The sequence below is a fragment of the Bacteroides sp. AR29 genome (assembly GCF_900217715.1).
Taxonomy (GTDB): domain Bacteria; phylum Bacteroidota; class Bacteroidia; order Bacteroidales; family Bacteroidaceae; genus Bacteroides; species Bacteroides uniformis.
This window is the reverse complement of record NZ_OBMS01000018.1, coordinates 58,094-84,364: the sequence shown is the minus strand read 5'-3', so window position 1 is coordinate 84,364 and position 26,271 is coordinate 58,094. Positions and strand designations below refer to the sequence as shown.

Sequence of the window (26,271 nt, the reverse complement as noted above, 5' to 3'; positions counted from 1 at the left end):
GATTTTGGTTTTAGTTAAACAATTAGAACGGCAAGTCGTCCGTCGGGTTATCTTGTGCAGGGGCAGCCTGCGGTTGTACTGGTTGTTGTGGCTGGGGGGCGGCTCCCGCCTGCGGCGCATAAGGGCCAGCACCGGGAGTTGCCGTTCTCGGAGTCAGCATCTCCATATTGTCGACAAATATCTCAGTCACATAACGCTTGATGCCTCCCTGGTCATCGTAAGAACGGGTACGTATCTTACCTTCCACGTAAAGCTTATCGCCTTTATGCACATATTTCTCAACGATTTCGCCTAAACGGCCACGGAATATCAGGTTATGCCATTCGGTACGGTCCGGAATCTGCGTACCATTCTGCAAAGTGTATCCTTTCTCCGTAGTGGCCAAAGAAAGCTGGGCAACACAGTTTCCACCTTCATAATAGGTTATTTTAGGGTCTTGTCCCACATTTCCTATCAATATCACTTTATTTACTGACATAAGCTTCTATTTTATTAATTTGCTGCCAAAATTAACGAGAATATTCACACCATGCAAGAATACAAACAACTTTTATACATATTTCTCCAAGAAAGCATGTATAAGGCGGGGCACCGCATAACGACCCAAATCTTCGACTGCAACCCGTTGGTAACTTGAGAAGGAGCTCGAATTATCGGGCAGAGTAACCTCGTAGAAGTTGGTGTAAATCACTCTGTGGGACAATACATGTTTCACCCCCCGAAGCAGTGTACGGACCATCCGCACCTCTCCCTCTGCAAACAGCGCATGAAACTGCGGACATGCCAGAAATTCCTCTTCGGATAAATCTTTTTCCGTTTCAACCAGAGGCAATTCAAAGAGATTTTTCCAGATATCGTCCTCCGTCCTCTTATGTATCAAGGTATGCGCGCCCATGCGTACATATATATAATTAAAATAGCGGTTGGTGGTCTTGGTTCTGTGCTGCTTCACGGGCAGTTGCTGCACTTTTCCTTCAGACAATGCCCGGCAGCTGCCGGACAAAGGACAAAACAGACAGTTGGGCGACTGCGGCGTACACTGCACGGCTCCGAAGTCCATAATTGCCTGGTTATAATCTGCCGGCCTGGATTTATCGAGCACCTCTCCCGCCAAAGCGGTAAAAGTCTTTTTCCCTTCGGTAGAATCAATGGGAACATCAATGCCGAAATAGCGGGAAAGCACCCGATACACATTCCCGTCGACCGCCGCATAAGGCATGTCATAGGCAAAGGAGCAGATGGCCGCTGCCGTATAATCCCCCACTCCCTTCAAAGCACGTACCTCTGCATAGGTTTTCGGAAATGTCCCCTTCATGCTTTTGGCTGCGGCATGCAGGTTGCGGGCACGCGAATAGTACCCCAGGCCCTGCCAATATTTCATCACTTCGTCCTCGGACGCAGCAGCCAGCGACACCACATCCGGGAAGCGTTTTATGAAACGCAGAAAATACTCATACCCCTGCGCCACTCTTGTCTGTTGTAAGATGATTTCAGAAATCCATATCAGATAAGGGTCCGTGGTATTTCGCCACGGAAGGTCGCGTTTGTTCTCCGCATACCAGTCCAACAATGTTCCGCTAAAAATATTCATGCTGCAAAAATACTTCATTTTCAGCCTAACAAAGCTTAATGCCAAGACTTTTTTAGAAAATTGTCCGAAATATATTTTTTAGAGCCACGGAAAAGCTATATATTTGCAGTCCAAAAAATTAGGAAAACTATAGTAATAATATTTTTTTTAAAGAAAAATGACTAAAGCTGATATTGTAAACGAAATTACAAAGAACACCGGAATTGATAAGACAACCGTACTTACAACCGTTGAAGCATTCATGGACGCAGTAAAGGCATCTTTATCCAAAGATGAAAATGTTTACCTCCGCGGGTTTGGTAGTTTTGTAGTGAAGAAAAGAGCCCAGAAAACTGCTCGCAACATCTCCAAGAACACTACAATAATCATTCCGGAACATAACATTCCGGCATTTAAGCCTGCAAAAACGTTCACCCTCTCAGTGAAGAAATAATAAACAATAGTATTAACCCATAAAAATTTTGAAGCTATGCCAAGCGGAAAGAAGAAAAAAAGACATAAAATGTCTACGCACAAGCGTAAAAAAAGACTAAGAAAGAACAGACATAAAAGCAAAAAGTAATTTTTAGTCTGAAGGACAAAATAAAGAACAAACTTGTGAAGCAAAATGTCTCGCGGGTTTGTTCTTTGTTTAAGTAGTAAATTGAATCATTTAAAAGCCAATTATTGTGACAAGCGAACTCGTTGTAGACGTACAGCCCAAAGAGGTATCCATTGCACTGCTTGAAGACAAGCAGCTGGTGGAACTCCAGAGCGAAGGAAGAAACATCTCCTTTTCGGTGGGCAACATGTATTTGGGACGCGTCAAGAAATTGATGCCCGGCCTGAATGCCTGCTTCGTGGACGTGGGTTACGAGAAAGACGCTTTTCTTCATTATCTGGACCTGGGTCCTCAATTTAACTCGTTAGAGAAGTACGTAAAGCAAACTTTAAGCGACAAGAAGAAGCTGAATCCCATTACCAAAGCAACCATACTTCCCGACCTTGAAAAGGACGGAACGGTTTCCAACACACTCAAGGTGGGACAAGAAGTAGTGGTGCAAATTGTCAAGGAACCTATCTCTACCAAAGGGCCGCGACTGACTTCCGAGCTTTCCTTTGCCGGAAGATACCTCGTGCTGATTCCCTTCAATGACAAGGTTTCCGTATCACAAAAAATTAAATCGAGCGAAGAGCGCGCACGCCTCAAGCAACTGCTGATGAGTATCAAGCCGAAAAACTTCGGCGTCATCGTCCGCACCGTGGCCGAAGGAAAACGTGTTGCCGAGCTCGACGGAGAGCTTAAAGTATTACTGAAACATTGGGAAGATGCCATTACAAAAGTACAGAAGGCCACCAAATTTCCGACACTGATTTACGAAGAAACCAGCCGTGCCGTAGGACTGTTGCGCGACTTGTTCAATCCTTCCTTCGAAAACATCCACGTGAACAACGAGGCTGTGTACCACGAAATCAAGGATTACGTAACCCTCATCGCCCCTGAACGGGCAGGAATCGTGAAGCTGTACAAAGGTCAACTCCCCATTTACGACAATTTTGGTATCACCAAACAAATCAAGTCGTCATTCGGCAAGACCATTTCATACAAAAGTGGTGCCTACCTGATTATTGAGCATACTGAGGCGCTTCACGTAGTAGACGTGAACAGCGGTAACCGCACCAAGAATGCCAACGGGCAGGAGGCCAACGCACTGGAAGTGAATCTGGGTGCAGCCGACGAACTGGCACGCCAGCTCAGACTAAGGGATATGGGTGGTATCATCGTGGTGGACTTCATCGACATGAATGAAGCCGAAAACCGACAGAAGCTTTACGAACGTATGTGTGCCAACATGCAGAAAGACAGAGCACGTCACAACATCCTGCCGCTCAGTAAATTCGGACTGATGCAGATTACACGCCAGCGTGTACGCCCGGCTATGGATGTAAATACGACGGAAACCTGTCCCACCTGCTTCGGTAAAGGCACCATCAAATCGTCCATCCTCTTTACGGACACCTTAGAGAGTAAGATTGACTATCTGGTCAACAAATTGAAGATAAAGAAATTCTCGTTACACATCCACCCGTACATCGCAGCCTACGTCAATCAGGGACTCGTCTCCCTGAAACGGAAGTGGCAGATGAAGTACGGATTCGGTATCAAGATTATTCCAAACCAGAAATTAGCATTCCTGGAATATGTATTCTACGACCTGCAAGGGGAAGAGATAGACATGAAGGAAGAAATCGAAATCAAATAAAAAAGACGGCGAAGGGTATTTATCTTCGCCGTCTTTTTTATCTCTTGCTTTGGGGGAGCTCTCCCCAAACATGCCTTCCGCTATAAAGCCAAACGATAGATTTCCCTGCAATCAGTCATGGTCAGCTTCACGTAGTTGCCAAGCAGTTCGCCTTTATTGCGCCGCAGACTGACGAGCATACGGTCTATATCGGGATGCTCGATACCCAACTCCTTAAAGCTAACCGGCAAGCCCATGTAACGGAAAAAGTGTTTCAGTCGGGCAGTACCTGCCAAAGCCATCTCTTCCAAATCTTCGGACTTGGGTATATCAAAAACACGATGGGCAAACTGGGCTATCTTTGCCGGATTATGTTCCGCCATAAAAGCCATCCAGGCAGGAAAGATTACAGCCAAGCCGGCACCGTGGGCTACATCATAGATAGCACTAATTTCATGTTCCAGTGCATGGGATGCCCAGTCTTCCTCACGCCCTACCCCACAAGTTCCGTTATGCGCCACAGTGCCACACCACATAATGTTGGCACGCGCGGCATAGTTGTCCGATTGCTGTTTCACCCGGTAAGCTTCTTTAATGATAGCTGTCAAGGTGCCTTCACAAAGCCGGTCGCTGATTTCCACATCCGGTGTATTCGTGAAGTAACGCTCCATGATGTGGGCCATCATGTCGGCAATGCCACAAGCCGTCTGATAAGCCGGGAGGGTGTAGGTCAGTTCAGGATTCATGATGGAAAATACGGGACGCAAATGCTCGGGGGCACAGAGACCCAGTTTTTGGAGTGTCTCTGTCTTGGTAATTACCGTATTGCCCGAACCCTCGCTTCCGGCAGCCGGGATAGTCAGCACCACGGCTACTTTCAACGCTTTCTCCACCTTGGCACGACCGATAAAGAAATCCCAGAAGTCCCCATCATAGAGGGCTCCGGCAGCAATGGCCTTTGCCGTATCTATGACCGAACCACCTCCCACAGGAAGCATCATATCCACCTGCTCACGACGGCAAAGCTGAATACCTTCGTATACCTTCCCGTCAATGGGATTGGGCTGGACACCTCCCATTTCGCAATAAGCCACACCGGCTTCCTGCAAGGATTGCTTCACCCTATCCAGCAGACCACTCCGTACAACAGAACCGCCTCCATATACTATCATCACTTTTTGTGCACCATACTTACGCGCCAATGCACCGACTTGCACTTCAGTATTCTTGCCAAAGACAAACTCTGTAGGACTATAAAAAACAAAATTATTCATTGTATACCTTATTTAATGTATCGACTGTATCTTTCAAAGAAGCGTCCGAACGCTCCCCACTTCATCAGTCCTTTCTCAAAAACAAAAATACCCAGCAATGCACAAGAGATGCCCAGCATCACATCAATCAGATAATGGTGTCCCGAATAGACAGCCGTCCACCAGATACCGACCATAATCACCGCAAACAACGCTATCAACCACTTTTTGCTGCGGTCCATAACCGCGTAAGCCAAAGCCACCACCATATAGGCGGCATGGAGCGAGGGCACTGCTGCAAATACATTGGCATTCCTTCCGTAAATGGAGTTGAAGATGGAACATCCCAGCAATTCGTCAAAGCGCCCTAAGCCTGCCACATTGCCCGGAGTGTCGAGTATCGGCTCGAAACCATAATTCATGGCATACCAGGGCGGAGCAGCGGGATGGATGTAATAGCCGGCAAAACCGATGAGATTAACCAGCAGGAACACCATCGCAAAACGAAGATATACCTTACGGTCACCCTTCAGATAGAGCCACAACCCGAATGCAATGGGAACCGGTACCCAACAGAGGTAGAATATCCCGGCAAAGAAATCGGCAACAGGACAATGGTTCAAAGCAAAATACTCACAAGGGATAAGGACAGCACCGTCTACAGACAAGCCAAAAAGGGATTTTTCTGCCTCATAAAGTCCTTTTACATCAATGGGATTCACCTGGTAATTGGGATATACGCGCATCCAGTCATACGAAATGCCGAATATGAAAAACGGCAACAGCGCCACTGCCAACTTACGGGTTGTCTGTCCGGCAAAGAACAATACCAAAAATACACCCGCCATCAGGAAATGTTCCGGACGAAGCCCGATACAGACCGCTGTCAGAATCAGGAAAAACGCTGTGATGACAATCACCAGCACTGCCTCTCTCACAGAGGGAAACAAACTATTTTTCATTCCTTGTCTTTCAGTAGTTTATAGCAATGCGCCAAGCGGGCAAATGCCGTCAAATTCGCCAATATTGCAATCACTGCCATAGGCACAATTAGTATCAGCATCGGGTCGAATAAAGTACAATCACCAAAGATACCGCAGAACATGGCACCGAGGGCAGTCAGCACAACGCGTTCGGGGCGCTGCATGAAACCGACTTTACACTCCAGTCCCAAGCCTTCGGCACGGGCACGCACGTAACTCACCATCAGCGAGCCTATCAGCGCAATGAATGTAATGATGGAGCCCCACAAATAGCCTTGCAGCATCAGGTAATAGAAGATGCCGAACAATGTCACGAGCTCGCTGTAACGGTCGAGTACGGAGTCGTAGAGCGCACCGAAAGTAGAACTCATTTTACCCACGCGTGCCACACGTCCGTCCATCATGTCAAACAACCCGGCAAAGAGCACAATACCGCCTCCCCAGCCTACATAGGCCAGTTCACCACTCTTGTACACCCCGGCATACACAAACAAGGCAGCCGCCACGATATTCAGCACCAGCCCCGTAGTCGTAATAAAGTTAGGCGTAATGCCAATTCTAATCATACCATGCACCACAGGGTTGATAATCTTGTATATCACCTGCTGCAACCAATCTCTATAATTCATATTCGTCTTTTTTGTTCTCTAAATAATGTTTCAGAAAGCCTTTTATATTGTGATTACGATAAACGAAAAAACGTTGCAGATGGTAGTTCCAAAAAAAAGCTACCAGCACTGCTACTATTATCTTTGACAGAATAAATACATTGTCTATATAATATCCCAACAGCCCATTGACCCATGTCATGCCCGTAAGCCACTCGGTCAGTGCAAAAGTGCCCCAGGTATTCAGTATAATGCTGCCTCCCCAGACAAAGAGATATTTCACGGCAACATGCGTTTTCTTACAGTCTTCGGCATGGAACACCCATCCGTAATTAATGGCACAGTTTACAATGCCTCCTACCACGGAACCCGTGAATGTGGCATAAAGATAAAAAACAGCAAAAGCCTTTACCAGAAGGATAGTCACCAGAAAATCGACAAAGCTTGCGAATTGCGCAGAAATCTGGGCCTTGAAGAAGATCCAGACAGAATGGCGCCACGACACACCTTTGCCATTTGATTTCAACTGATTATCCATCTTGCCACAATCAAAATTATAAATCCGTAGACTCCAGACAGAATATCGTCCATCATTACCCCGATTCCACCCGGCAGACTTTCCATACGGCGAATGCCCAAGGGCTTGAATATATCAAACAAACGGAACAAGACAAATGCTCCCAATGCATACCATACATGTCCGGCGGGCGCCGCAAGCAAGGCAATCCACACACCAACCATTTCATCGACCACCACGCGCGAAGGGTCTTCGCCCCAAGATACCTCCAGGCGGTTGGCAGCCCAGATACCGGCAAGTGTAAATACCAAAATCAATGCTACTGTCAGCCACAAAAGGCAGACACTTGAAACCAGATAAGACAACCCGAACCAGATAAGCGTAGCCAGCAAAGCTCCCGCAGTGCCGGGTGCAAAAGGAGAAAAGCCCGAGCCAAAGCCCGTACCGATAATGACTGGGAGGAGGGAGGGTTTCTTCATCAAAAAAGTAATGAGGTGATAAATGCGATAAAAACGGTAAAGTGATAAATGCAATAAAGTAATAAAAGTGATAAAGTGGTAAAGTGCTATCACTCTATCACCTTACCACCTTATTTCTATCACCTTATCACTGTTTTTTTAATCCAGATAACTTGGTGCTGTTTCACCCACCATGTTGCGGAGAGTCTCTTTCACCATGCGCCATTGCTGGAACAAATCGTGTACCGGCTCATGCTCGAAATCGTGCATCGGGCTCTTGCAGAAGAAGGACAGCCACGTCTGGATGCCGCACATGCCTGCACGCAATGCCAAATCACTGAAAATAACCAAGTCGAGCGCGATGGGAGCAGCAAGAATGGAGTCACGGCACAGGAAGTTAACCTTGATTTCCATCGGATAGCCCATCCAGCCGAAAATATCGATGTTGTCCCATGCTTCCTTGTTATCCTTACGAGGAGGATAGTAGTTGATGCGTACCTTATGATAAACATCACCGTACAAGTCAGGATATTTCTCCGGTTCGAAGATATTGTCGATAACAGACAGCTTGCTGACCTCTTTTGTCTTGAAGTTCTCCGGTTGGTCGAGTACCTCGCCGTCACGGTTACCCAGAATATTCGTAGAGAACCAGCCGCTTACACCCAACATACGGGTCTTGAACATCGGAGCAAGCACCGTCTTCATCAAAGTCTGGCCACTCTTGAAGTCCTTACCGGAAATGGGCACATTCATTTTCTTGGAGAATTCCCACATGGCTGGAGTATCCACACACAGATTAGGAGCACCCATAATAAACGGAGCGCCTTCTGCAATGGCAGCGTATGCATAGCACATACTCGGAGAGATGACTTCAGTATTGTTTTCCTTCATTGCCTGTTCCAAAGCAGCGAGAGATTCGTGCTCCTTGGACAGCGGAATATATATTTCGGTACTTGCAGCCCACAGCACAGCAATACGCTCGCAGTTATTGGCTGCCTTGAAGTTACGGATATCCTCACGCAACTGCTCTGTCATTTCCCAGCGAGTAGCAGCCTTCTTAATATGCGTACCGTTCAAACGTTTTGCAAAATTGTGGTCGAATGCAGCAGGCATCGGCTTGATGGCTTGCAGTTCGTCTTTTACCAAATTCAAGTCTTTCTCTTTCAAAACCTCGGCATACATAGCAGCTTCGTAGGCGTTGTCCGGGAAAATGTCCCAACCGCCGAAAACGATATCATTCAAATCAGCCAAAGGCACTATGTCTTTGATAAGTTTTTCCTTGCCATCCTGCATGCGCATAGCAGCCATTTGTGTGATTGAGCCTATAGCTTTTGCCAAGCCCTTGCGAGCAGCTAATGTACCGGTAATCATGGTGGTTGCAACCGCACCACCTACTCCGACTACCAGCACGCCCAGGCGTCCGGTTGCCGGCTTAATGTTTTCTTTCATTGCCATTGTATTATTTAGAGTTTAAAAAATTGCTCAAATTTAGGGTATTTTACTCAATTGGGATTAGTCATTTTATCCGATTTAATGTCCTATTAGTAAGATTTAAGTTAAAATGTCATGTGTAGACTGATTCTGAGCCCGGATTTGTCGATATTTGGTAAATTTCGGTAAGTCAAACGCCATACATAATCGACACGCAATACTTTGAAAATATTTTCAACACCTACACCTGCCTCTACGTATGGCGTATGCCCCATTGTAGTGCTGCCGGCAGGAAAACGGAACAAATCCTGCTGAAAAGCCGGATTATTCTTATCACTCAAATTCCCATACAAGCCGCGACAGGAAAGCACTTCACGCCATTTCAACTTTTTCAACAAAGGAATACGGTTGAAGAGCCAGCCGTTCAAGTAATAGGTCACATCCCAGGAAGCGTATTCATCGTTCATGAATTCCATGGCATTCATCAGTGAATAGGACTCGGGCTGTATGGTATAGGACAAGTTCGCGTTGGGAATGACGAGCAAAGGGAAAGGAACCTTGTTCCATACTTTCCCGGCCTTCAGGATAACGTCCGTATAACCGAATGCTGAGAACCAGAAACGCTTTTGAAAACCCGCTTCCGTATAGTGATAGGTATAGTCTCCTCCCAGTACCCCTTTGGCAGCCATGGTATGTGTAAGCGAAAAGACCGGAGCATCCAGCGAAACGGGGAAACGGTTCCATTGGGTCTGGAAGAATTTCTCGTTGGGAGCATAGCGCAGCTTCAATTCCAGTTCACTGGTCGAAATACTTTTTACATACGTATTATGGTCGTCCTGCTTGACGAAAGGAATCAGATGGGATGATTCATCTTTACGCAGACGCGTCGTCATCTGTACGGAAAAACCGGAATGGAACTCATTGGTATAGGTCAGTTCCGCCTTCCGCTGATAACCGATACGGTCATCCTTCTGACGTTTCAAAGCAAGAAAAACATTGTCCTGACTGGTATAAAGATAGTGTTGTCCATATTGATTGACATCTGACAAGTAACGGAGCTTCAACGAATGTATAGGAAATTCATTGGCATATTCCTTCTTCTTATGAAAAGAATATTCCAGTTCGGCAAGTCCTTTTACACGATGGTCGCGAAAACCGTATGCCATATACCCCCTACCGAACAGATGCGGATTGAGCCATGCCGTCGTCATACCGCCGGCACGCAAGCGCACCCCTTCCAGTGTATTTCCGCTGATGGTGGTATTCATCATACCGATATAGAACAAAGGTTCTTTTTCCTTCGGAGCGGGAATATACCCCGTGAACAGCACCTTCAACACTTTCTCCGTCCAGAAATAAACGGGATAGCTGCGCAACTGGGCCATCATCTTGTCCACCGAAGTTTCTTTCTTGCTGACTTCCACCTGGCGGTTGGCATCCCAATATGCTTCCGAATAGCCGGAAGCCGATGTCTCTTCAATCACCTTTTCCGGTTTTCGGAAAGCCTGCAGAGCCTTGTCATCCGGTTCATACTGATAATTTCTGTAATACACATCCCGCTTGGCATAAATACCGTCACTATTGTCCACCAACTTGAACTCCGTAGTGATACTCTCATTGAGCAACTGCCTCGTACCGTCCTCCGCGCGGTCAAAATTCTGTTCAATCTTCATGTAGTCCACAAAGTTCAGATTTATTTTCTGAGGAAAGTTCATGACGGTACGCTTTACAAAATAGGTACTGTCCAGCATGACGTATAAATGTCCCGTAAAACCGAACGACTCGGAGTTGAAAGGGACAAATGTCAAGTCAACACAAGGCTTTCCGGCAACGGTAAGCGTATCCATCAGATAATATTTGTAGAAAGACGGCCCAAGGGAGGAAAGCGGACTGACAAACTTATTGGTGAACAAGGTGATGTTGTTCTCATAAAGGTCTACATCGGTCATGGTGACACTGATAGCCTGCTCCATACCCTGCTGGGAAAGCATTTCGTCCACTCCTGCCTGCCTGCGGGCGGTGACCCACTGTTTCCGGCTATGCGGAGACTTGCGGTAATAGTCTGTGGCAAGCAACTCACGGTTGGAGATGGCCAGTACCGGCCTGCCGGTAACGGCAGAGGTATCGACATAATCCGTCAGAAACTTGAACTTACGGTAAAGCCACTTCTGTTGCTTCAAGCTGTCGAAGTTATTGATGGCAAAAGTCATCTTTTCATAGCGGTCACGTTTCCAGAAGTCGCGTTCGTCGGGCGAGTAGTCATCCCGATGCTCTATCATCTTGCGTACAAACTCCACTGCGGGATTATCCTTTTTCTTATACCGTTCACGTTTCGGCTTCACCACCACCTCATCCAGTGCATAAGTGGCTGGCGAAAGGGCAATATTGAACTTAGAAGACTTTGCAGGATGAATCAGCCGGACATATTCATTATATCCCACGGCCGAAATGACCAGCGTGGCCTCCGGGCGATAGGTCTTGAAGGAAAAACGGCCGTTATTGTCCGTCATCCCTCCCTCCGTAGTTCCTTTCAGATAAACTGACGTATAAGGCAACGGCTCCTTCGTCAACGAATCGGTGACAACGCCTTGCACCATATATTGTGCTCTCAATGGAAGAGTAACCAGCTGGATAAGCAGAAATACCCTAAAAAACAACTTCATACCTTGTTTTACCTAATTTGGATGGCAAAGGTACGGAAGAAAACTTTTTCTTAAAGTTCGGTTTTACGGAATAAATGTTCTAAAAAACTCCTTTTGTACAAAACACTTCCCGTTAAAAGCCGTTGTATAGCGAAACGACGCTCCAGAAAGCATCGGAACAACCAATATATAACCTAAACAACTTGATTATGGAATGGATTTTCAACCAGCTCAGGGAACGCCCCGAACTTGCCATTTTCCTCACTATATTCCTGGGATTCTGGCTGGGGAAACTGCGTATCGGTAAGTTTACGCTGGGCACAGTGACCAGTGTACTGCTTGTAGGCGTACTGGTAGGGCAACTGAATATAGCCGTACCGGGTCCGATAAAGTCGGTATTTTTTCTGCTTTTCCTTTTTGCCGTGGGCTATAAAGTGGGTCCCCAGTTCTTCCGCGGACTGAAAAAGGACGGATTACCCCAAGTAGGCTTTGCCGTACTGATGTGTGTATCCGTACTGTTAGTGACCTGGCTGCTGGCCCTGATGATGGGCTACAATGCCGGTGAAGCTGCCGGACTGCTGGCCGGTTCGCAAACCATCTCCGCCGTCATCGGAGTGGCAGAAGACACCATGGCCAATATGGGACTGGACGAGGCCCAACGACAAAGTTACGTCAACATCATTCCCGTATCCTACGCCGTCACCTACATTTTCGGTACGGCAGGCTCGGCATGGGTCCTATCATCCATCGGTCCCAAGATGCTAGGCGGGCTGGAAAAGGTGAAAGCCGCCTGCAAGGAACTGGAGGCGAAGATGGGCAGCTCTCTGGCTGACGAACCGGGATTCATGCCGGCGGCACGCCCCGTCACTTTCCGTGCCTACCGGGTCGAAAACGAATGGTTCAAGAATGGAAAGCGGGTGATTGACCTGGAAGTCTACTTCCGGCAGCACGACAAACGTCTATTTGTGGAACGCCTCCGCAAATCCGGAGTTGTGGTGGAAGTCAGCATGAACATACAGATAGAGCCGGGAGACGAAGTAGTGCTAAGCGGACGCCGCGAATACATCATAGGCGAAGAAAGCTGGATAGGGCCGGAAGTACAAGATGCCCAGCTCCTGGATTTTCCTGCCGAAAAGTTACCGGTTACAATCACACGCAAGACGGTTGCCGGCAAGACGGTTGCAGTTATCCGAAGGGAAAAGTTCATGCACGGTGTCAGTATCCGGAGCATCAAGCGCGCCGGAATATCCATTCCCGTGCTGGCACAAACGGTAGTAGATGCCGGCGACGTCATCGAAGTGGTAGGTACCAGGCAGGAAGTGGAAGCAGCAGCCAAACGTCTGGGGTATATAGACCGCCCTACCAACCAGACGGACATGATATTCGTAGGCCTGGGTATCCTTGTCGGAGGTTTGTTCGGAGCACTTTCCGTCCATATCGGCGGCATCCCCATCAGCTTGAGCACAAGCGGCGGCGCATTGATTGCCGGCTTGTTCTTCGGCTGGCTCCGCAGTAAGCACCCCACCTTCGGGCGCATTCCCGAACCTTCGCAATGGGTGTTGAACAATGTCGGTCTGAACATGTTCATCGCGGTAGTGGGCATTTCGGCAGGTCCCAGTTTCGTGCAGGGCTTCCACGACGTAGGTATCAGCCTGTTCCTGGTGGGAGCAGCCGCCACCACCCTGCCGCTGATTATCGGCTTGCTGCTGGCAAGGTATGTTTTCAAGTTCCATCCGGCACTGGCTTTGGGCGTCTGCGCGGGGGCACGTACCACTACGGCCGCTTTAGGCGCGGTGCAGGATGCCGTTGAGAGTGAGACACCTGCTCTGGGATACACCGTGACCTATGCCGTGGGCAATACCTTATTAATAATATGGGGTGTAGTCATCGTTTTGCTAATATAAGACGATTCTGTACCAATGCTTACTAATCCGGAGCATTCAAAGAATTATTGCCGGAAATGCAAGCGACTATATACCCATTCACTAATAGCTATTCGTCCGACAGCTGTCGGACGATAATTCAACAGTTGTCGGACGATGATTCAACAACTGTCGGACGAAAAGGAAACATATATCGGACGATTAATTTCAAGCAAGGAAAGAAATAGTATACCGCATGAACAGAGATTATTCGCCGAATGACTGAAAACAATAAATAACGAACCTAAACTTGAGCTTATGGATACAAAACTTTTAGAAAAGAAAATGGAATCTATCAGTCCTTTCGAACTGAAGAACCGCCTGATAGACATGGCAGACGAGAGTCTGAAGAAAACCGCCCGTACCATGCTGAACGCAGGGCGCGGCAACCCCAACTGGATTGCAACCGCTCCACGCGAAGCCTTCTTCCTGTTGGGAAGCTTCGGCCTGGAAGAGTGCCGCCGCATCATGGATTTGCCCGAGGGAATTGCAGGCATCCCCGAAAAAAAAGGCATTGCCTCTCGCTTCGAAGCCTTCCTGAAAAAGAACAATAACGTACCGGGCGCCAAATTGCTGGAACAAACCTACAACTACCTGCTGATGCAGCATGCCGCCGACCCCGACAGCCTTGTACACGAATGGGCCGAAAGCATTGTAGGCGACCAGTATCCCGTGCCCGACCGCATCCTTCATTTTACGGAAATCCTTGTGCAAGACTACCTTTCGCAAGAGATGTGCGACAACCGTCCTCCCCGGGGTGCCTATGACCTGTTTGCCACCGAAGGTGGAACAGCCGCCATGTGCTACATCTTCGACTCCCTGCAGGAAAACTTCCTGCTGAACAAAGGGGACGGCATCGTCCTCATGGTTCCTGCCTTTACCCCCTATATTGAAATCCCACAACTCAGCCGCTACCAGTTTCGAGTGACCAAAATACATGCCAACCGCATGAATAACGAAGGGATGCACCTCTGGCAGTACAGCGACGAAGACATAGACCGCTTGAAAAGCCCTAAAATCAAGGCCCTCTTTGTCACCAATCCCAGTAATCCGCCCAGCTACACACTCAGTCCGGATACAATGGCGCGCATCGTGAGTATCGTCAGAAATGACAACCCTAATCTGATGATTATTACAGACGACGTATACGGTACATTCAGTCCGCACTTCCGTTCGTTCATGGCAGAAATTCCCTACAATACGCTTTGCGTCTATTCATTCTCCAAATACTTCGGTGCCACCGGATGGCGCAATGCGGTCATCGCCCTGCACGAATTCAATCTGTTCGACAAGCTGATAGCCAAACTGCCGAAAGAGAAACGGGAGATTCTGCACCGCCGCTACTCCACCCTCACTCTGGAACCTGAAAAACTGAAGTTTATCGACCGTATGGTTGCCGACAGTCGCCAGGTGGCACTGAACCATACCGCCGGACTGTCATTGCCACAACAGATGCAGATGGGCCTTTTCGCCGCCTTTGCCCTGCTGGACAAGGAAAACAAATACAAGCAAAAGATGCAGGAGATTATCCGCCGCCGATTGCATGCCCTTTGGGAGAATACCGGTTTCACGCTGACGGAAGACCCGTTGCGTGTAGGTTATTATACAGAAATCGACATGCTGGTTTGGGCAAAGAAGTTCTATGGGGACGACTTTGTAGAATATCTGAAACGTACCTACAGCCCGCTGAACGTAGTCTTCCGCCTTGCCAAAGAAACCTCTCTGGTGCTGCTGAACGGCGGTGGTTTTGACGGCCCCGAATGGAGCGTGCGCGCCTCACTCGCCAATCTGGACGAGAAAGACTATGCGACCATCGGCCAAGGCATTAAAAGGATATTGGACGAATATGCAAAAGAATTCTTTAAAAGCAGAAATTGAAAGGTGAAAGGTAAAACTTTCAATTTTCAATTAAATAGTATACGGAAGCGGGTCAATCCATCGCTGTAGGTACGCAGGGAGAACGTGCAACCATGACGGCTCAAAACTTCCCGGATAAACACCAGGCCAATTCCCTGCCCGTTCGGCTTGGTGGAAAAGAAGGGGCTGAAGAGTTTAGCTTCGGTCTCTTTACTTATCCCCGGACCATTGTCAACGACTTCGACAGAAGCGGGGGCAGTGGTCCTTACTATTATCTCACCTTGCTGTCCGTTTTCTCCGGCGTCCCCCTCTATACTTTCGGCGGCATTCTTGATGATATTCACAAGCACCTGCTCAAAAAGAGAAGCATCCATACGCACCATTCCCACCTCTGGGTCGCATTCCAGACGTAGCTCTATATTGCGGTCATTGCACATTCCTTCCATGAAACGCTTGCACATGGACACCAACTCATTCAGCTGGACGGGTGCCAGGGTAGGTTCGGGTATCTTTACCACATCTGCAAAACGGGTAATGAAACGGCTCATCGAGAAACAACGCTCCGTACAAACGCGCATCACGTCGCAGATGTCCTCCATATCATCTTCTGTAGAAAGTGCCTGCTCCACTGTATCGAGTGTGGAAGTGATGCCCGCAGTGGTATTGTTCACTTCATGAGCTATCATGCGGATTACCTTTTCATAGGCACGCTTCTCGGCACGCATCACTTCTTCCGTCATACGCTCTATCAAGAAAAAAGGATGTTTGAACCCTCTGTCAATAAAAGAAGAATGGGTGCATTTATAAATATTCGCATCATTGAGACGGACCACCGCCGTCTCGTCTTTGGGAATAGACGAAAGTTCGGCAGCCAACGGGGAGTCCATCTGGTCCAGCCGTTTTGTCATCGCCTCCTCCATACGGACACCGAGCATCTTTACCGCCATCGGATTCAGTTGCGACACTTCATCGTCCATTGTCAGGATAATAACCCCCATTGGAGATGCCTGAATCAACAAATCCAAGAAGTGATTCTGCTCGCGCATGCGCAACCGTTCATTCTTGAGCTGCTCCATCATTCGGTTAAAGATATTCACAATGCGGTCTGCCTCGTACTGCCCTACCCGGCTGAGACGGCTACTGAAATCCTGCTCGCGCAGCAACTCCATACCGCTGCCGATGGTATTCATCGGCTTCACTATCTTATTATAGAATACTATCAGATAGATAAGGATAAACCCGATGAGCCCCTCCAATACGTACAGATACAAAGAAGGCTTCCCACTCAGCAGATATACCAGCATTCCACCCAGACCGAGCAGAAAAAGGACAAGTATGAAGAAAAAGAATTTTATGCGCACGGGACTTGAATATTATATTTTTCCAAACGTCTGTAAAGCGCAGCGCGGCTGATGCCTAATGACACTGCCACTTGACTGAGATTCCCTTTATGCTGTTCCAACGCCTGCAAGATAGTCTGCCGCTCTATTTCATCCAAGGTCATACCTGCAAAAGAAGTACCTTCGGCAGCTTTGGCCGGTTCGTCGTGACGCAGATATTGGGCATCGAAATCCGTGGCATCCAGCACCGGCTTGCCGCTGACCAGAATGGTACGCTCCACCAGATTCTTCAACTCACGAATGTTGCCCGGATAAGGCAGGCGGGAAAGGAAATTCAGAGCGTCGGCCGAGAAATCCGTACGCGGCAAGCCGTTCACCTCTGCCTGACGGTCGGCAAAATGACGTGCCAGCAAAGGTATATCCTCACGGCGCTCCCGCAAGGAGGGCAGTTTTACGGTAATCAGGTTGATACGGTAAAAAAGGTCTTCACGGAAAGTACGTTCGGACACCATCTTGCGGAGGTCTGCATTAGTGGCGGAAACGACGCGCACATCGACTTTGCGGGGACGGCTATCGCCCAGCACTTCGAATGTCTGGTCCTGAAGCACGCGCAGCAGTTTCACCTGGCAGGAAGGGTCGAGGTCACCAATCTCGTCGAGGAAGATGGTACCTTTGTTTGCCATTTCAAAACGCCCTATACGGTCGGCACTGGCATCGGTAAACGCCCCTTTCTTATGGCCGAACATCTCGCTCTCGAACAAGCTCTGCGAGATGCCACCAAGGTTCACCTTGACAAAGGGCTGCTTCACGCGTTGGCTGTTGATATGGATGGCTTCGGCAATCAGCTCCTTGCCCGTTCCGCTTTCGCCCGTAATCAGCACCGAAGCATTGGTACGGGCTATGCGAGCCACTGTGTTCAGCACTTCCATCAGCCCTTTGGACTTACCTATAATATGGCTGCGATTCAATGCGGTAGTCTGCTCTTCCGGCACCTCTTTCGGGGCGGCCGTAAGTTCAAGGGCCGTCTCGATGCGCTGCAAAAGAGCAGCATTGTTCCAAGGCTTGGTTATGAAATCGAATGCGCCGGCCTGCATACCCTGCACGGCAAGCTGGATACTTCCCCATGCCGTCATCAAAATAACGGGCACATCGGGACGGAACACCTTTACCTGCTTCAATAAGGTAAGTCCCTCTTCTCCGGTAGTGGAAAGAGTGAAGTTCATATCCATCAAAATCAAGGCGGGAGCTTCGGCCCTAACTATATCCATAGCTTCGCGAGGGCCCGGAGCCGTTTTCACCTCATATCCGGCACGCTTCAGCATAAAGCTGAGGGAAGAGCGCACAGCACTATCGTCGTCTATTATCAGTATCATAAAAATTGTAGTTTGTTTCCCGCAAAAATAAGTAAAAAAGCAGAGTTATGAATGATAAGTTATAAGTTATTTACCTATAATATCGCATATACGGTACTTTTACCGGCAAATAATTCATAACTTATCACTTGCAACCCGTCGACTTATCCTCTTACCACCTCTTCAAAATCAGCTTCCAATTCCGTATCGCGTTCAAAATCCCAAAGGGTCAAGCTGCGGAGCTGATAGAAGTAATACCAATAGTAGTACAGCTCTGAAATATGCTTTTGACGGGCTTCGTCTTTAGAGTTCTGTGCATCGTTCAGGTCCAGGGTGCTGATTTTACCTATCATAAAGGTCTCTACACTGGTCTTGTAACGCTTCTCAGCAATGACATCCGCCTCTTCGGCTATGTCCAGCTGTTGCGCCTGGTTGTTGAAGTTAGCCACCAGCAAAAAGATGTCCTGATTAAAGTCCATCTGTTCCTGACGGATTCTGGACAAGACCACTTCACGGTTGCTCTTTGCCACCCTTACCTTGCCGCGGCGCTTGCCCCAGTCAAGGATAGGAATCTTGACGCCTACCTGCACAATCTGATTATCAAGCAAGTCCCGGTAGGCTGAAGAGAATTCATGGTTCTGCCCCGTATAGCCCACACTGGCAAAGAGGTCGATGCTGCGCAAGTTTCCGCGTGCCGTTGCCACTTCATAATCAGCTTCGAGCTGGCGGCGGCGAATGTTCTGTGCAAAGGAGTTGCGTTCCAGTGCCTTGTTCAGCACACGGTCATACTCCATCTTTATATCGGGAACAGTGGCGGGCAACACCGGATTCAGGCTTTCCTGCTCGGACACCCCGAGGAAAGAACGGAGCTGGAACATTTTTGCATTCAGGTTGCTCTCTGCCTCAGTCACGTCGGCCTTGCCCTGCAATGAATTCAGTTTAAGCTGCAACAAATCATTCTCGGATATCTGTCCCATTTTACGTTTGGCTATGGCCACTTCATAAAGGCGGTCGGCATTCGTCTTGTTCTGCATGGCGGTAGCGAGCGATTCTTTGGCCAGCAGCAACTCAAAGAAATAAGTGATGGTTTTCATCGTCACCTCTTCCGTAGCTGAAATGAACTCGGCCTTTGCCTCAGCATAGCGTACGGGCTCTATACGGCGGTTCCACTTCAAGGTATTCACTCCGAAGACCGGCTGCGTCAACTCCAGGCTCACGGGGACTGACATGAACTGCTTCGCTCCTCCGGAACCCAGTTGTTTGAGATAATCCAGCGAAGAAGTCAGTGACAGCTTACCCCCCGTAAACCAAATGTTCTGGTCTACCGAAAGCTGGCCGGACAGCCCCAGTGTATTGTTGCGGACAAAGCTATAGGAGCCGTCGGAATTCTGGTAGGTACTGTAGGACTTGTTATAGTTGGGTAGTGTACCGGTGAAATTCACTTCCGGCAACAAGTCCGCACGGAATGTACGGTATTCCCAATACGCGGTTTTCAATTCATTCAATGCCACAGCAGCATCCACAGACTGCGTACGGGCCAGTACAATGGCCTCCGACAGCGTAATATTGCGTTCATGTCCCAAAGTATCATTCTGCGCCATGGTTGCCAACGGCATCAAAAAACAAACTGCAAGTAAAATATTCTTTTTCATGTTCAATCTTTAAAATTGTCGCAAACAGAAAAGCAAAGAGTGTGCCAAGTGGCCGGGAAGATTTCATAGAGGGGTAAGTGTTCATTTTCGGACAGTGGGGATGTCCGTTAGCGGACGATATCAGGAAAACAACCGGTCTCTATCTAAAGTCTGAAAAAATCCTTCTAAAGTTCAATTATCCATGAATTAATTGATGAAAAATTTCTTTATTAAGGAAGAATTCTCTTTCTTTGTGCTGCTTTATACCTTTATTAAAAAGGATACAATACTAACATTAATTTATATAGTTATGAAGATTTCACACATTGAGCATCTGGGCATTGCCGTTAAGAGCATTGAAGAAGCCCTTCCGTACTACGAAAACGTTTTAGGTTTGAAATGCTACAACATCGAAACCGTGGAAGATCAGAAAGTTAGAACCGCTTTCCTGAAAGTGGGCGATGTAAAGATCGAATTGTTGGAACCTACTTCTCCCGAAAGCACAATTGCCAAGTTCATCGAAAAGAACAACGGTAACGGTGGCATGCATCATCTCGCATTCGCCGTTGAAGACGGAGTGGCCGGTGCGCTTGCCGAAGTCGAAGAAAAAGGTATCCGCCTTATAGACAAAGCTCCCCGCAAAGGTGCAGAAGGTCTGAACATTGCATTCCTGCATCCGAAGTCAACTCTCGGTGTCCTGACCGAGCTTTGCGAGAAACCGGAATAAGCAAGACTTTAAAATCATCAAATCATAAATTGTATAAACACTTAAAGAATATAAATTCATGAGTAATCAACTTGAAAAGATTAAAGAGCTTATAGACCGCCGCGCTGCAGCACGTCTCGGTGGTGGTGAAAAAGCGATTGCAAAGCAACACGAGAAGGGTAAATATACAGCTCGTGAGCGTATAGCCATGCTTCTTGACGAAGGCAGTTTCGAAGAAATGGACATGTTCGTAGAACATAGATGTACGAACTTCGGCATGGAAAAGAAACACTACCCCGGTGACGGTGTAGTAACCGGTTGCGGTACAATCGAAGGCCGTCTGGTTTATATCTTCGCACAGGACTTCACAGTTTCTGCCGGTTCACTGTCCGAAACCATGTCTCTGAAAATCTGTAAGATTATGGACCAAGCCATGAAAATGGGTGCTCCGTGTATCGGTATCAACGACTCGGGCGGTGCACGTATTCAGGAAGGTATTAATGCCTTGGCTGGCTACGCTGAAATCTTCCAACGTAACATACTTGCTTCGGGTGTCATTCCGCAGATTTCCGGTATTTTCGGTCCTTGTGCCGGTGGCGCCGTTTACTCTCCTGCCTTGACAGACTTTACTTTGATGATGGAAGGTACATCCTACATGTTCCTTACCGGTCCGAAGGTAGTAAAGACTGTAACCGGAGAAGACGTAAGCCAGGAAAACCTGGGTGGCGCGAGCGTTCACTCCACCAAATCAGGTGTTACTCATTTCACTGCACAGACAGAAGAAGAAGGTTTGGCTCTTATCCGCAAACTGTTGAGCTACATTCCCCAGAACAACCTGGAAGAAGCTCCCTATGTAGACTGTACAGACCCTATCGACCGTCTGGAAGATTCCCTGAACGACATCATTCCTGATAACCCGAACAAGCCGTACGATATGTACGAGGTAATTGGTGCTATCATAGATAATGGTGAGTTCCTCGAAATCCAAAAAGATTATTCAAAGAATATCATTATTGGTTTCGCACGTTTCAACGGACAGTCCGTAGGTATTGTTGCCAACCAGCCGAAGTATCTGGCAGGTGTGCTCGACAGCAACGCATCCCGCAAGGGCGCACGCTTCGTCCGTTTCTGCGACGCCTTCAATATTCCTATCGTATCATTGGTAGACGTACCGGGATTCCTTCCGGGAACCGGCCAGGAGTACAACGGCGTCATCCTGCACGGTGCCAAACTGCTGTATGCATACGGTGAAGCTACTGTACCCAAGGTTACCATCACACTGCGTAAATCCTACGGTGGTTCGCACATCGTGATGAGCTGTAAGCAGCTGCGTGGCGACATGAATTATGCTTGGCCTACTGCTGAAATCGCTGTAATGGGTGGTGCAGGTGCTGTAGAAGTATTATATGCCCGCGAAGCCAAAGAGCAGGAAAATCCGGCTCAATTCCTGGCTGAAAAAGAGGCTGAATACACCAAGTTGTTTGCCAATCCTTATAATGCAGCTAAATATGGCTACATTGATGATGTTATCGAACCGCGTAACACACGTTTCCGCATCATTCGTGCCCTGCAACAGTTGCAAACCAAGAAATTGACTAACCCGGCTAAGAAGCATGGTAATATTCCCTTGTAATCAAGCTTTTCACACTAAAACAAGAACGATTATGAATAAAACAAAAATCGGAATATTCCTTTCATTGATGCTGGTGTTGGGCTTTTGCTCTTCTTGCAAAGAACAGAAATCGAACAACAAACTGCTGCTGAATGAAGTGCTGGTCAACAACGAAAGCAACTATCAGGATGACTACGGTGTGCACAGCGCATGGATTGAAATATTCAACAGATCATACGGCAGCGCCGACCTTGCAGGTTGCTATCTGAAATTCAGCAGCCAGCCGGGTGATACTGCCAGTTATTTCATTCCCAAAGGTGACGTTCTGACACTCATAAAACCACGTCAGCATGCACTTTTCTGGGCTGATGGAGAACCAAGACGCGGTACATTTCATACGAACTTCAAACTGGATGCCACAAATGCCAACTGGATTGGGTTGTATGATTCCGGCAAGAAATTGCTTGATCAAGTCATAGTGCCTGCCGGTACTTTAAAAGCCAACCAATCCTATGCCCGTGTCAGTGATGCAGCCGACCAATGGGAAGTAAAGGGTGGAAGCGAAGATAAATATGTCACTCCGAGTACCAACAACAAGACTATCGACAGCAATGCCAAAATGGAAAAATTCGAAGAGCATGACAGCGTAGGTATCGGTATGGCTATTTCTGCCATGAGCGTTGTATTCTGCGGGCTGATATTACTCTACATCTCCTTCAAGATTATAGGTAAAATATCAGTTAACCTCAGCAAACGCAATGCCATGAAAGCTAAAGGTATTACTGATAAACAAGAAGCAAAAGAGAAACAACTGGGGCAGGCTCCGGGAGAAGTTTTTGCTGCCATTTCAATGGCCATGCACGAATTCCAAAGCGATGTACACGATGTGGAAGACACGATACTTACCATTACCCGTGTAAAACGCAGTTACTCACCGTGGAGTTCAAAGATTTATACGTTGCGTGAGACTCCTCACAAAAAGTAAGTCACCCATAATAAAATAAAACGATGAAAGAATATAAATATAAAATTAACGGTAACGTATATAAAGTTGCCATTGGAGATATTGAAGACAACATCGCTCATGTAGAAGTGAACGGTACTCCCTACAAAGTTGAAATGGAAAAAGCACCGAAGGTAGTCGTTAAACCGGTAGCACGTCCGGCAGCCACATCCGCTCCTGCTGCTCCTGCTACTCCGGTAGTAAAACCGGCCGCTGCTTCTACCGGCAAGTCAGGTGTAAAATCTCCGCTTCCCGGTGTAATCCTCGATATCAAAGTAAATGTCGGCGATACAGTAAAGAAGGGACAAGTTATCATCATTTTGGAAGCCATGAAGATGGAAAACAATATCAATGCTGATAAAGACGGTAAGATTACAGCCATCAATGTAAACAAAGGGGACTCTGTTCTCGAAGGTACTGACCTCGTAATTATTGAATAATATGGGAGAATTTATCACATTTTTAGGAAACAACCTTGCCGACTTCTGGACTTATACAGGTTTTGCCAATGCAACGGTAGGACATGTGGTAATGCTTCTGGTAGGTTTGTTTTTCATATACTTGGCTGTAGCCAAGGAATTTGAGCCGATGCTATTAATTCCTATCGGTTTCGGTATGCTGATTGGTAATATACCTTTCAATATGGAAGCCGGATTAAAAGTCGGTATCTATGAAGAAGGTTCCGTACTTAATATTCTGTACCAGGGAGTAACCTCCGGTTGGTACCCGCCACTCATATTCCTGGGTATCGGTGCCATGACGGATTTCTCTGCTTTGATATCGAACCCCAAATTAATGTTGGTTGGTGCAGCAGCCCAATTCGGTATATTCGGTGCTTATATGATTGCCCTTGCCATAGGATTTGACCCGATGCAGGCTGGTGCAATCGGTATCATTGGTGGTGCCGATGGTCCGACTGCCATCTTCCTCTCTTCCAAACTGGCTCCTAACTTAATGGGTGCCATTGCGGTATCAGCCTATTCATATATGGCATTAGTACCGGTGATACAGCCGCCTATTATGCGTTGGCTGACCAGTAAAAATGAACGTCTTATCCGTATGAAACCTCCCCGTGTGGTTTCACATACGGAAAAAGTAATGTTCCCGATTATCGGTTTGTTACTAACCACATTCCTTGTACCATCCGGTCTGCCTTTGCTGGGTATGCTGTTCTTCGGTAATTTACTGAAAGAAAGTGGAGTTACACGTCGTCTGGCAAACACAGCCAGTGGTCCGCTGATTGATACCATTACTATTCTGCTTGGTTTGACAGTAGGTGCTTCTACGCAAGCATCCGAGTTCTTAACCCTTGATTCAATCAAGATATTCGGTCTGGGCGCCTTATCATTTGTCATTGCCACAGCATCCGGTGTCATCTTCGTGAAGATTTTCAACCTCTTCCTGAAGAAAGGCAACAAGATTAATCCGTTGATCGGTAATGCCGGTGTATCTGCCGTACCCGACTCTGCACGTATCTCCCAAGTAGTAGGTCTGGAATACGATCCTACCAACTATCTGCTGATGCATGCCATGGGCCCGAACGTTGCCGGTGTAATCGGTTCCGCTGTAGCAGCAGGTATCCTGCTGGGATTCTTAATGTAATACATTTATTCATTCCGTTATCCGGCTTGAATTCTGAACTATTTTAGAGCCCCTTCATTTTTGGAGGGGCTTTTTCGTTAATCTATCTAAAACAGATTACGATTATTTCGTAAATACATTCTTTTTAGTAACTTGCAGTCAGTTTAACCTCATATAAATGATATACTGTATGCGAAAGCTTTTTATCTCCTTATGTTTCAGTGCATGCTGTTCGCTTCTGGCGGCACAGACCACAAATCCCATTCAAGAGGCGATGGCCAACTACGATTATGAAACAGCCTTGATGCTGATCGATCAAGAAACCCCGACCGTCCCCCTACTCTACCAAAAAGGAAAAGCGCTGAAAGGGCTGGGCAATAACCTTGAAGCTCTGAGCGTATTTCAGGAAGTCGTAGCTCAGGATTCTCTCAATCCCCGGGCATACATTGAAGCTGCCGAATGCTGCAAATCACTTGCCAAATATAGCGAGGCACTGGATTACTACCAAAATGCGCTCCACATAAATCCGGACAATAAATACGCACGCATCCAGTATATCAGTCTGCTGATGAACATGAAGAGATACCGTGAGTCTCTAAAGGAAAGCAACCTGCTGGCAGAAAGGGACAGTTCCGCCTATGTACTACACCTTAGAGCCGAAAGTATGGGGCAAGTCTATGACAACACAGAAATCATGCATGTGATAGATGCCTACCTGGACATACAGAAAAGATATCCCAATGATTACCTGTCTGCTGCCAAACTCGGCAACATCTATGTAGCAGGCCACCAGTATGAAGACGCCATAAACATAACGGAGAAATACCGTTCCATAGACTCCACCAACGTCCTTGTGAACCGCATCAATGCCCAAGCCTATTGCCTGAACAAAGATTACCCCAAAGCAATAGAAAGATATGAACAACTGTTACAGGAAAAAGACAGTTCTTTCCAAACCTGCTTCTACGCCGGAATCAGCTATTATGCCCTCGAAGACTTCTACCCAGCACACGACCTGCTGGAAAGGGCTCTTAAAGATGACAATACCAACATCAACGTTCTCTATTATCTGGGACGCGCCTGCTCCAAGACATCATGGAAAGAGGATGGAGTGACTTATCTGGAAACTGCCGTAAGCCTCGCCATGCCCAGCGACAGTGTCATGTCCCGCCTATATGTGGGGCTTGCGGACTGCTACAAGATGGCATTTCAATACACCGACCAGGCGAATACCCTTCTGACGCAATACGAAAAATACGACCGGCAGAAACACAAACTGCTCTACGACGCAGCCTTTATCTATTATTACTATCTGAAAGATGTGTCCAAAGCAGAGAGATATCTGACGGCATACCTGAAAACCCGTCCGAAAAACAGCAAGGACAAAGTGCAGGAAGTAGATGCGGACGGAGTTCCCATCATCGGAGAAGACAACCGATACAATGCCGCCGAAAACTGGCTGAAGGACATCAGAGAAAAGCGCAAGAAAGAGGACTTCTTCAAGGGAAAGGTCGATACCGCCAGCGTAACCCCCATCAAATAGCCCCAATGAAAACGTTTGC

General features: G+C 47.5%; 22 protein-coding genes. 10 read left to right on the top strand and 12 right to left on the bottom strand.

The features are described 5' to 3' along the window. Positions 1-22: 22 nt before the first annotated feature. Both ssb and mutY read right to left on the bottom strand, forming a co-directional pair. A complete protein-coding gene (gene ssb / locus CSD97_RS12515; RefSeq protein ID WP_005826745.1) occupies positions 23-478 on the bottom strand; it encodes a single-stranded DNA-binding protein in 456 nt (151 codons plus the stop codon). 72 nt (positions 479-550) lie between these two features. Next, complete coding sequence (gene mutY, locus CSD97_RS12510) at positions 551-1,591, bottom strand: A/G-specific adenine glycosylase (RefSeq protein ID WP_008663717.1); 1,041 nt, start codon at positions 1,589-1,591, stop codon at positions 551-553. A 157-nt stretch (positions 1,592-1,748) separates the two neighbouring features. Here mutY and CSD97_RS12505 point away from each other — a divergent pair, with 157 nt between their 5' ends. After that, on the top strand, positions 1,749-2,024 hold the full coding sequence (locus CSD97_RS12505; RefSeq protein WP_005826750.1) for an HU family DNA-binding protein: 276 nt from the start codon (positions 1,749-1,751) through the stop codon (positions 2,022-2,024). Positions 2,025-2,259: 235 nt separating this feature from the next. Beyond that, positions 2,260-3,834, top strand: a complete 1,575-nt coding sequence (locus tag CSD97_RS12500; RefSeq protein ID WP_005826752.1) for an Rne/Rng family ribonuclease — start codon at positions 2,260-2,262, stop codon at positions 3,832-3,834. Between the two features lie 80 nt (positions 3,835-3,914). Here the strand turns inward: CSD97_RS12500 and CSD97_RS12495 are convergent, their stop codons facing one another. The 7 genes from CSD97_RS12495 to CSD97_RS12465 all read right to left on the bottom strand — a co-directional run bounded on the left by CSD97_RS12495 (position 3,915) and on the right by CSD97_RS12465 (position 11,726). Beyond that, positions 3,915-5,087 carry an iron-containing alcohol dehydrogenase gene (locus CSD97_RS12495; RefSeq protein ID WP_098032469.1) on the bottom strand — a complete coding sequence of 391 codons (1,173 nt, stop codon included), beginning with the start codon at positions 5,085-5,087 and terminating at the stop codon, positions 3,915-3,917. Between the two features lie 8 nt (positions 5,088-5,095). Continuing rightward, complete coding sequence (locus CSD97_RS12490; RefSeq protein ID WP_008663722.1) at positions 5,096-6,028, bottom strand: phosphatase PAP2 family protein; 933 nt, start codon at positions 6,026-6,028, stop codon at positions 5,096-5,098. Continuing rightward, positions 6,025-6,678: a CDP-alcohol phosphatidyltransferase family protein gene (locus tag CSD97_RS12485; RefSeq protein WP_005826758.1), complete on the bottom strand. Its 654-nt coding sequence runs from the start codon at positions 6,676-6,678 to the stop codon at positions 6,025-6,027. The genes CSD97_RS12490 and CSD97_RS12485 overlap by 4 nt, the downstream gene beginning before the upstream one ends. Next, complete coding sequence (locus CSD97_RS12480) at positions 6,668-7,195, bottom strand: GtrA family protein (protein WP_005826761.1); 528 nt, start codon at positions 7,193-7,195, stop codon at positions 6,668-6,670. Before CSD97_RS12480 ends, CSD97_RS12485 begins: the two co-directional genes overlap by 11 nt. Further along, on the bottom strand, positions 7,180-7,653 hold the full coding sequence (locus CSD97_RS12475; protein WP_034523126.1) for a phosphatidylglycerophosphatase A: 474 nt from the start codon (positions 7,651-7,653) through the stop codon (positions 7,180-7,182). Before CSD97_RS12475 ends, CSD97_RS12480 begins: the two co-directional genes overlap by 16 nt. 138 nt (positions 7,654-7,791) lie before the next feature. Continuing rightward, positions 7,792-9,081 (bottom strand): inositol-3-phosphate synthase, encoded by a 1,290-nt coding sequence (locus CSD97_RS12470; protein WP_005835961.1) that lies wholly within the window; start codon positions 9,079-9,081, stop codon positions 7,792-7,794. A gap of 107 nt (positions 9,082-9,188) precedes the next feature. Beyond that, positions 9,189-11,726 carry a DUF5686 and carboxypeptidase-like regulatory domain-containing protein gene (locus CSD97_RS12465; protein WP_098032468.1) on the bottom strand — a complete coding sequence of 846 codons (2,538 nt, stop codon included), beginning with the start codon at positions 11,724-11,726 and terminating at the stop codon, positions 9,189-9,191. Between the two features lie 188 nt (positions 11,727-11,914). Here CSD97_RS12465 and aspT point away from each other — a divergent pair, with 188 nt between their 5' ends. Beyond that, entirely contained in the window at positions 11,915-13,609 is a 1,695-nt protein-coding gene (aspT, locus tag CSD97_RS12460) for an aspartate-alanine antiporter (RefSeq protein ID WP_005826770.1), read from the top strand. Positions 13,610-13,885: 276 nt separating this feature from the next. After that, complete coding sequence (gene aspD / locus CSD97_RS12455; protein ID WP_009036793.1) at positions 13,886-15,505, top strand: aspartate 4-decarboxylase; 1,620 nt, start codon at positions 13,886-13,888, stop codon at positions 15,503-15,505. A gap of 26 nt (positions 15,506-15,531) precedes the next feature. Here aspD and CSD97_RS12450 read toward each other — a convergent pair whose 3' ends face one another. The 3 genes from CSD97_RS12450 to CSD97_RS12440 all read right to left on the bottom strand — a co-directional run bounded on the left by CSD97_RS12450 (position 15,532) and on the right by CSD97_RS12440 (position 19,828). Then, positions 15,532-16,845 (bottom strand): ATP-binding protein, encoded by a 1,314-nt coding sequence (locus CSD97_RS12450; protein WP_008663734.1) that lies wholly within the window; start codon positions 16,843-16,845, stop codon positions 15,532-15,534. Then, positions 16,836-18,197, bottom strand: a complete 1,362-nt coding sequence (locus tag CSD97_RS12445) for a sigma-54 dependent transcriptional regulator (RefSeq protein WP_005835956.1) — start codon at positions 18,195-18,197, stop codon at positions 16,836-16,838. Before CSD97_RS12445 ends, CSD97_RS12450 begins: the two co-directional genes overlap by 10 nt. A 143-nt stretch (positions 18,198-18,340) precedes the next feature. Further along, entirely contained in the window at positions 18,341-19,828 is a 1,488-nt protein-coding gene (locus tag CSD97_RS12440; protein ID WP_005826781.1) for a TolC family protein, read from the bottom strand. A 289-nt stretch (positions 19,829-20,117) separates the two neighbouring features. Here CSD97_RS12440 and mce point away from each other — a divergent pair, with 289 nt between their 5' ends. From mce to CSD97_RS12410, 6 genes are all read left to right on the top strand, one after another. Continuing rightward, positions 20,118-20,534 (top strand): methylmalonyl-CoA epimerase, encoded by a 417-nt coding sequence (gene mce / locus CSD97_RS12435; protein ID WP_009036790.1) that lies wholly within the window; start codon positions 20,118-20,120, stop codon positions 20,532-20,534. Between the two features lie 58 nt (positions 20,535-20,592). After that, positions 20,593-22,146 (top strand): acyl-CoA carboxylase subunit beta, encoded by a 1,554-nt coding sequence (locus tag CSD97_RS12430; RefSeq protein ID WP_005826784.1) that lies wholly within the window; start codon positions 20,593-20,595, stop codon positions 22,144-22,146. Between the two features lie 31 nt (positions 22,147-22,177). Further along, positions 22,178-23,110: an OadG family transporter subunit gene (locus CSD97_RS12425; RefSeq protein WP_008663742.1), complete on the top strand. Its 933-nt coding sequence runs from the start codon at positions 22,178-22,180 to the stop codon at positions 23,108-23,110. Positions 23,111-23,133: 23 nt separating this feature from the next. Further along, positions 23,134-23,568 (top strand): biotin/lipoyl-containing protein, encoded by a 435-nt coding sequence (locus CSD97_RS12420; RefSeq protein WP_005826788.1) that lies wholly within the window; start codon positions 23,134-23,136, stop codon positions 23,566-23,568. A 1-nt stretch (position 23,569) separates the two neighbouring features. Beyond that, positions 23,570-24,730: a sodium ion-translocating decarboxylase subunit beta gene (locus tag CSD97_RS12415; protein WP_005826789.1), complete on the top strand. Its 1,161-nt coding sequence runs from the start codon at positions 23,570-23,572 to the stop codon at positions 24,728-24,730. Positions 24,731-24,899: 169 nt separating this feature from the next. Next, on the top strand, positions 24,900-26,252 hold the full coding sequence (locus CSD97_RS12410) for a tetratricopeptide repeat protein (protein ID WP_005835952.1): 1,353 nt from the start codon (positions 24,900-24,902) through the stop codon (positions 26,250-26,252). Positions 26,253-26,271: the final 19 nt, after the last annotated feature.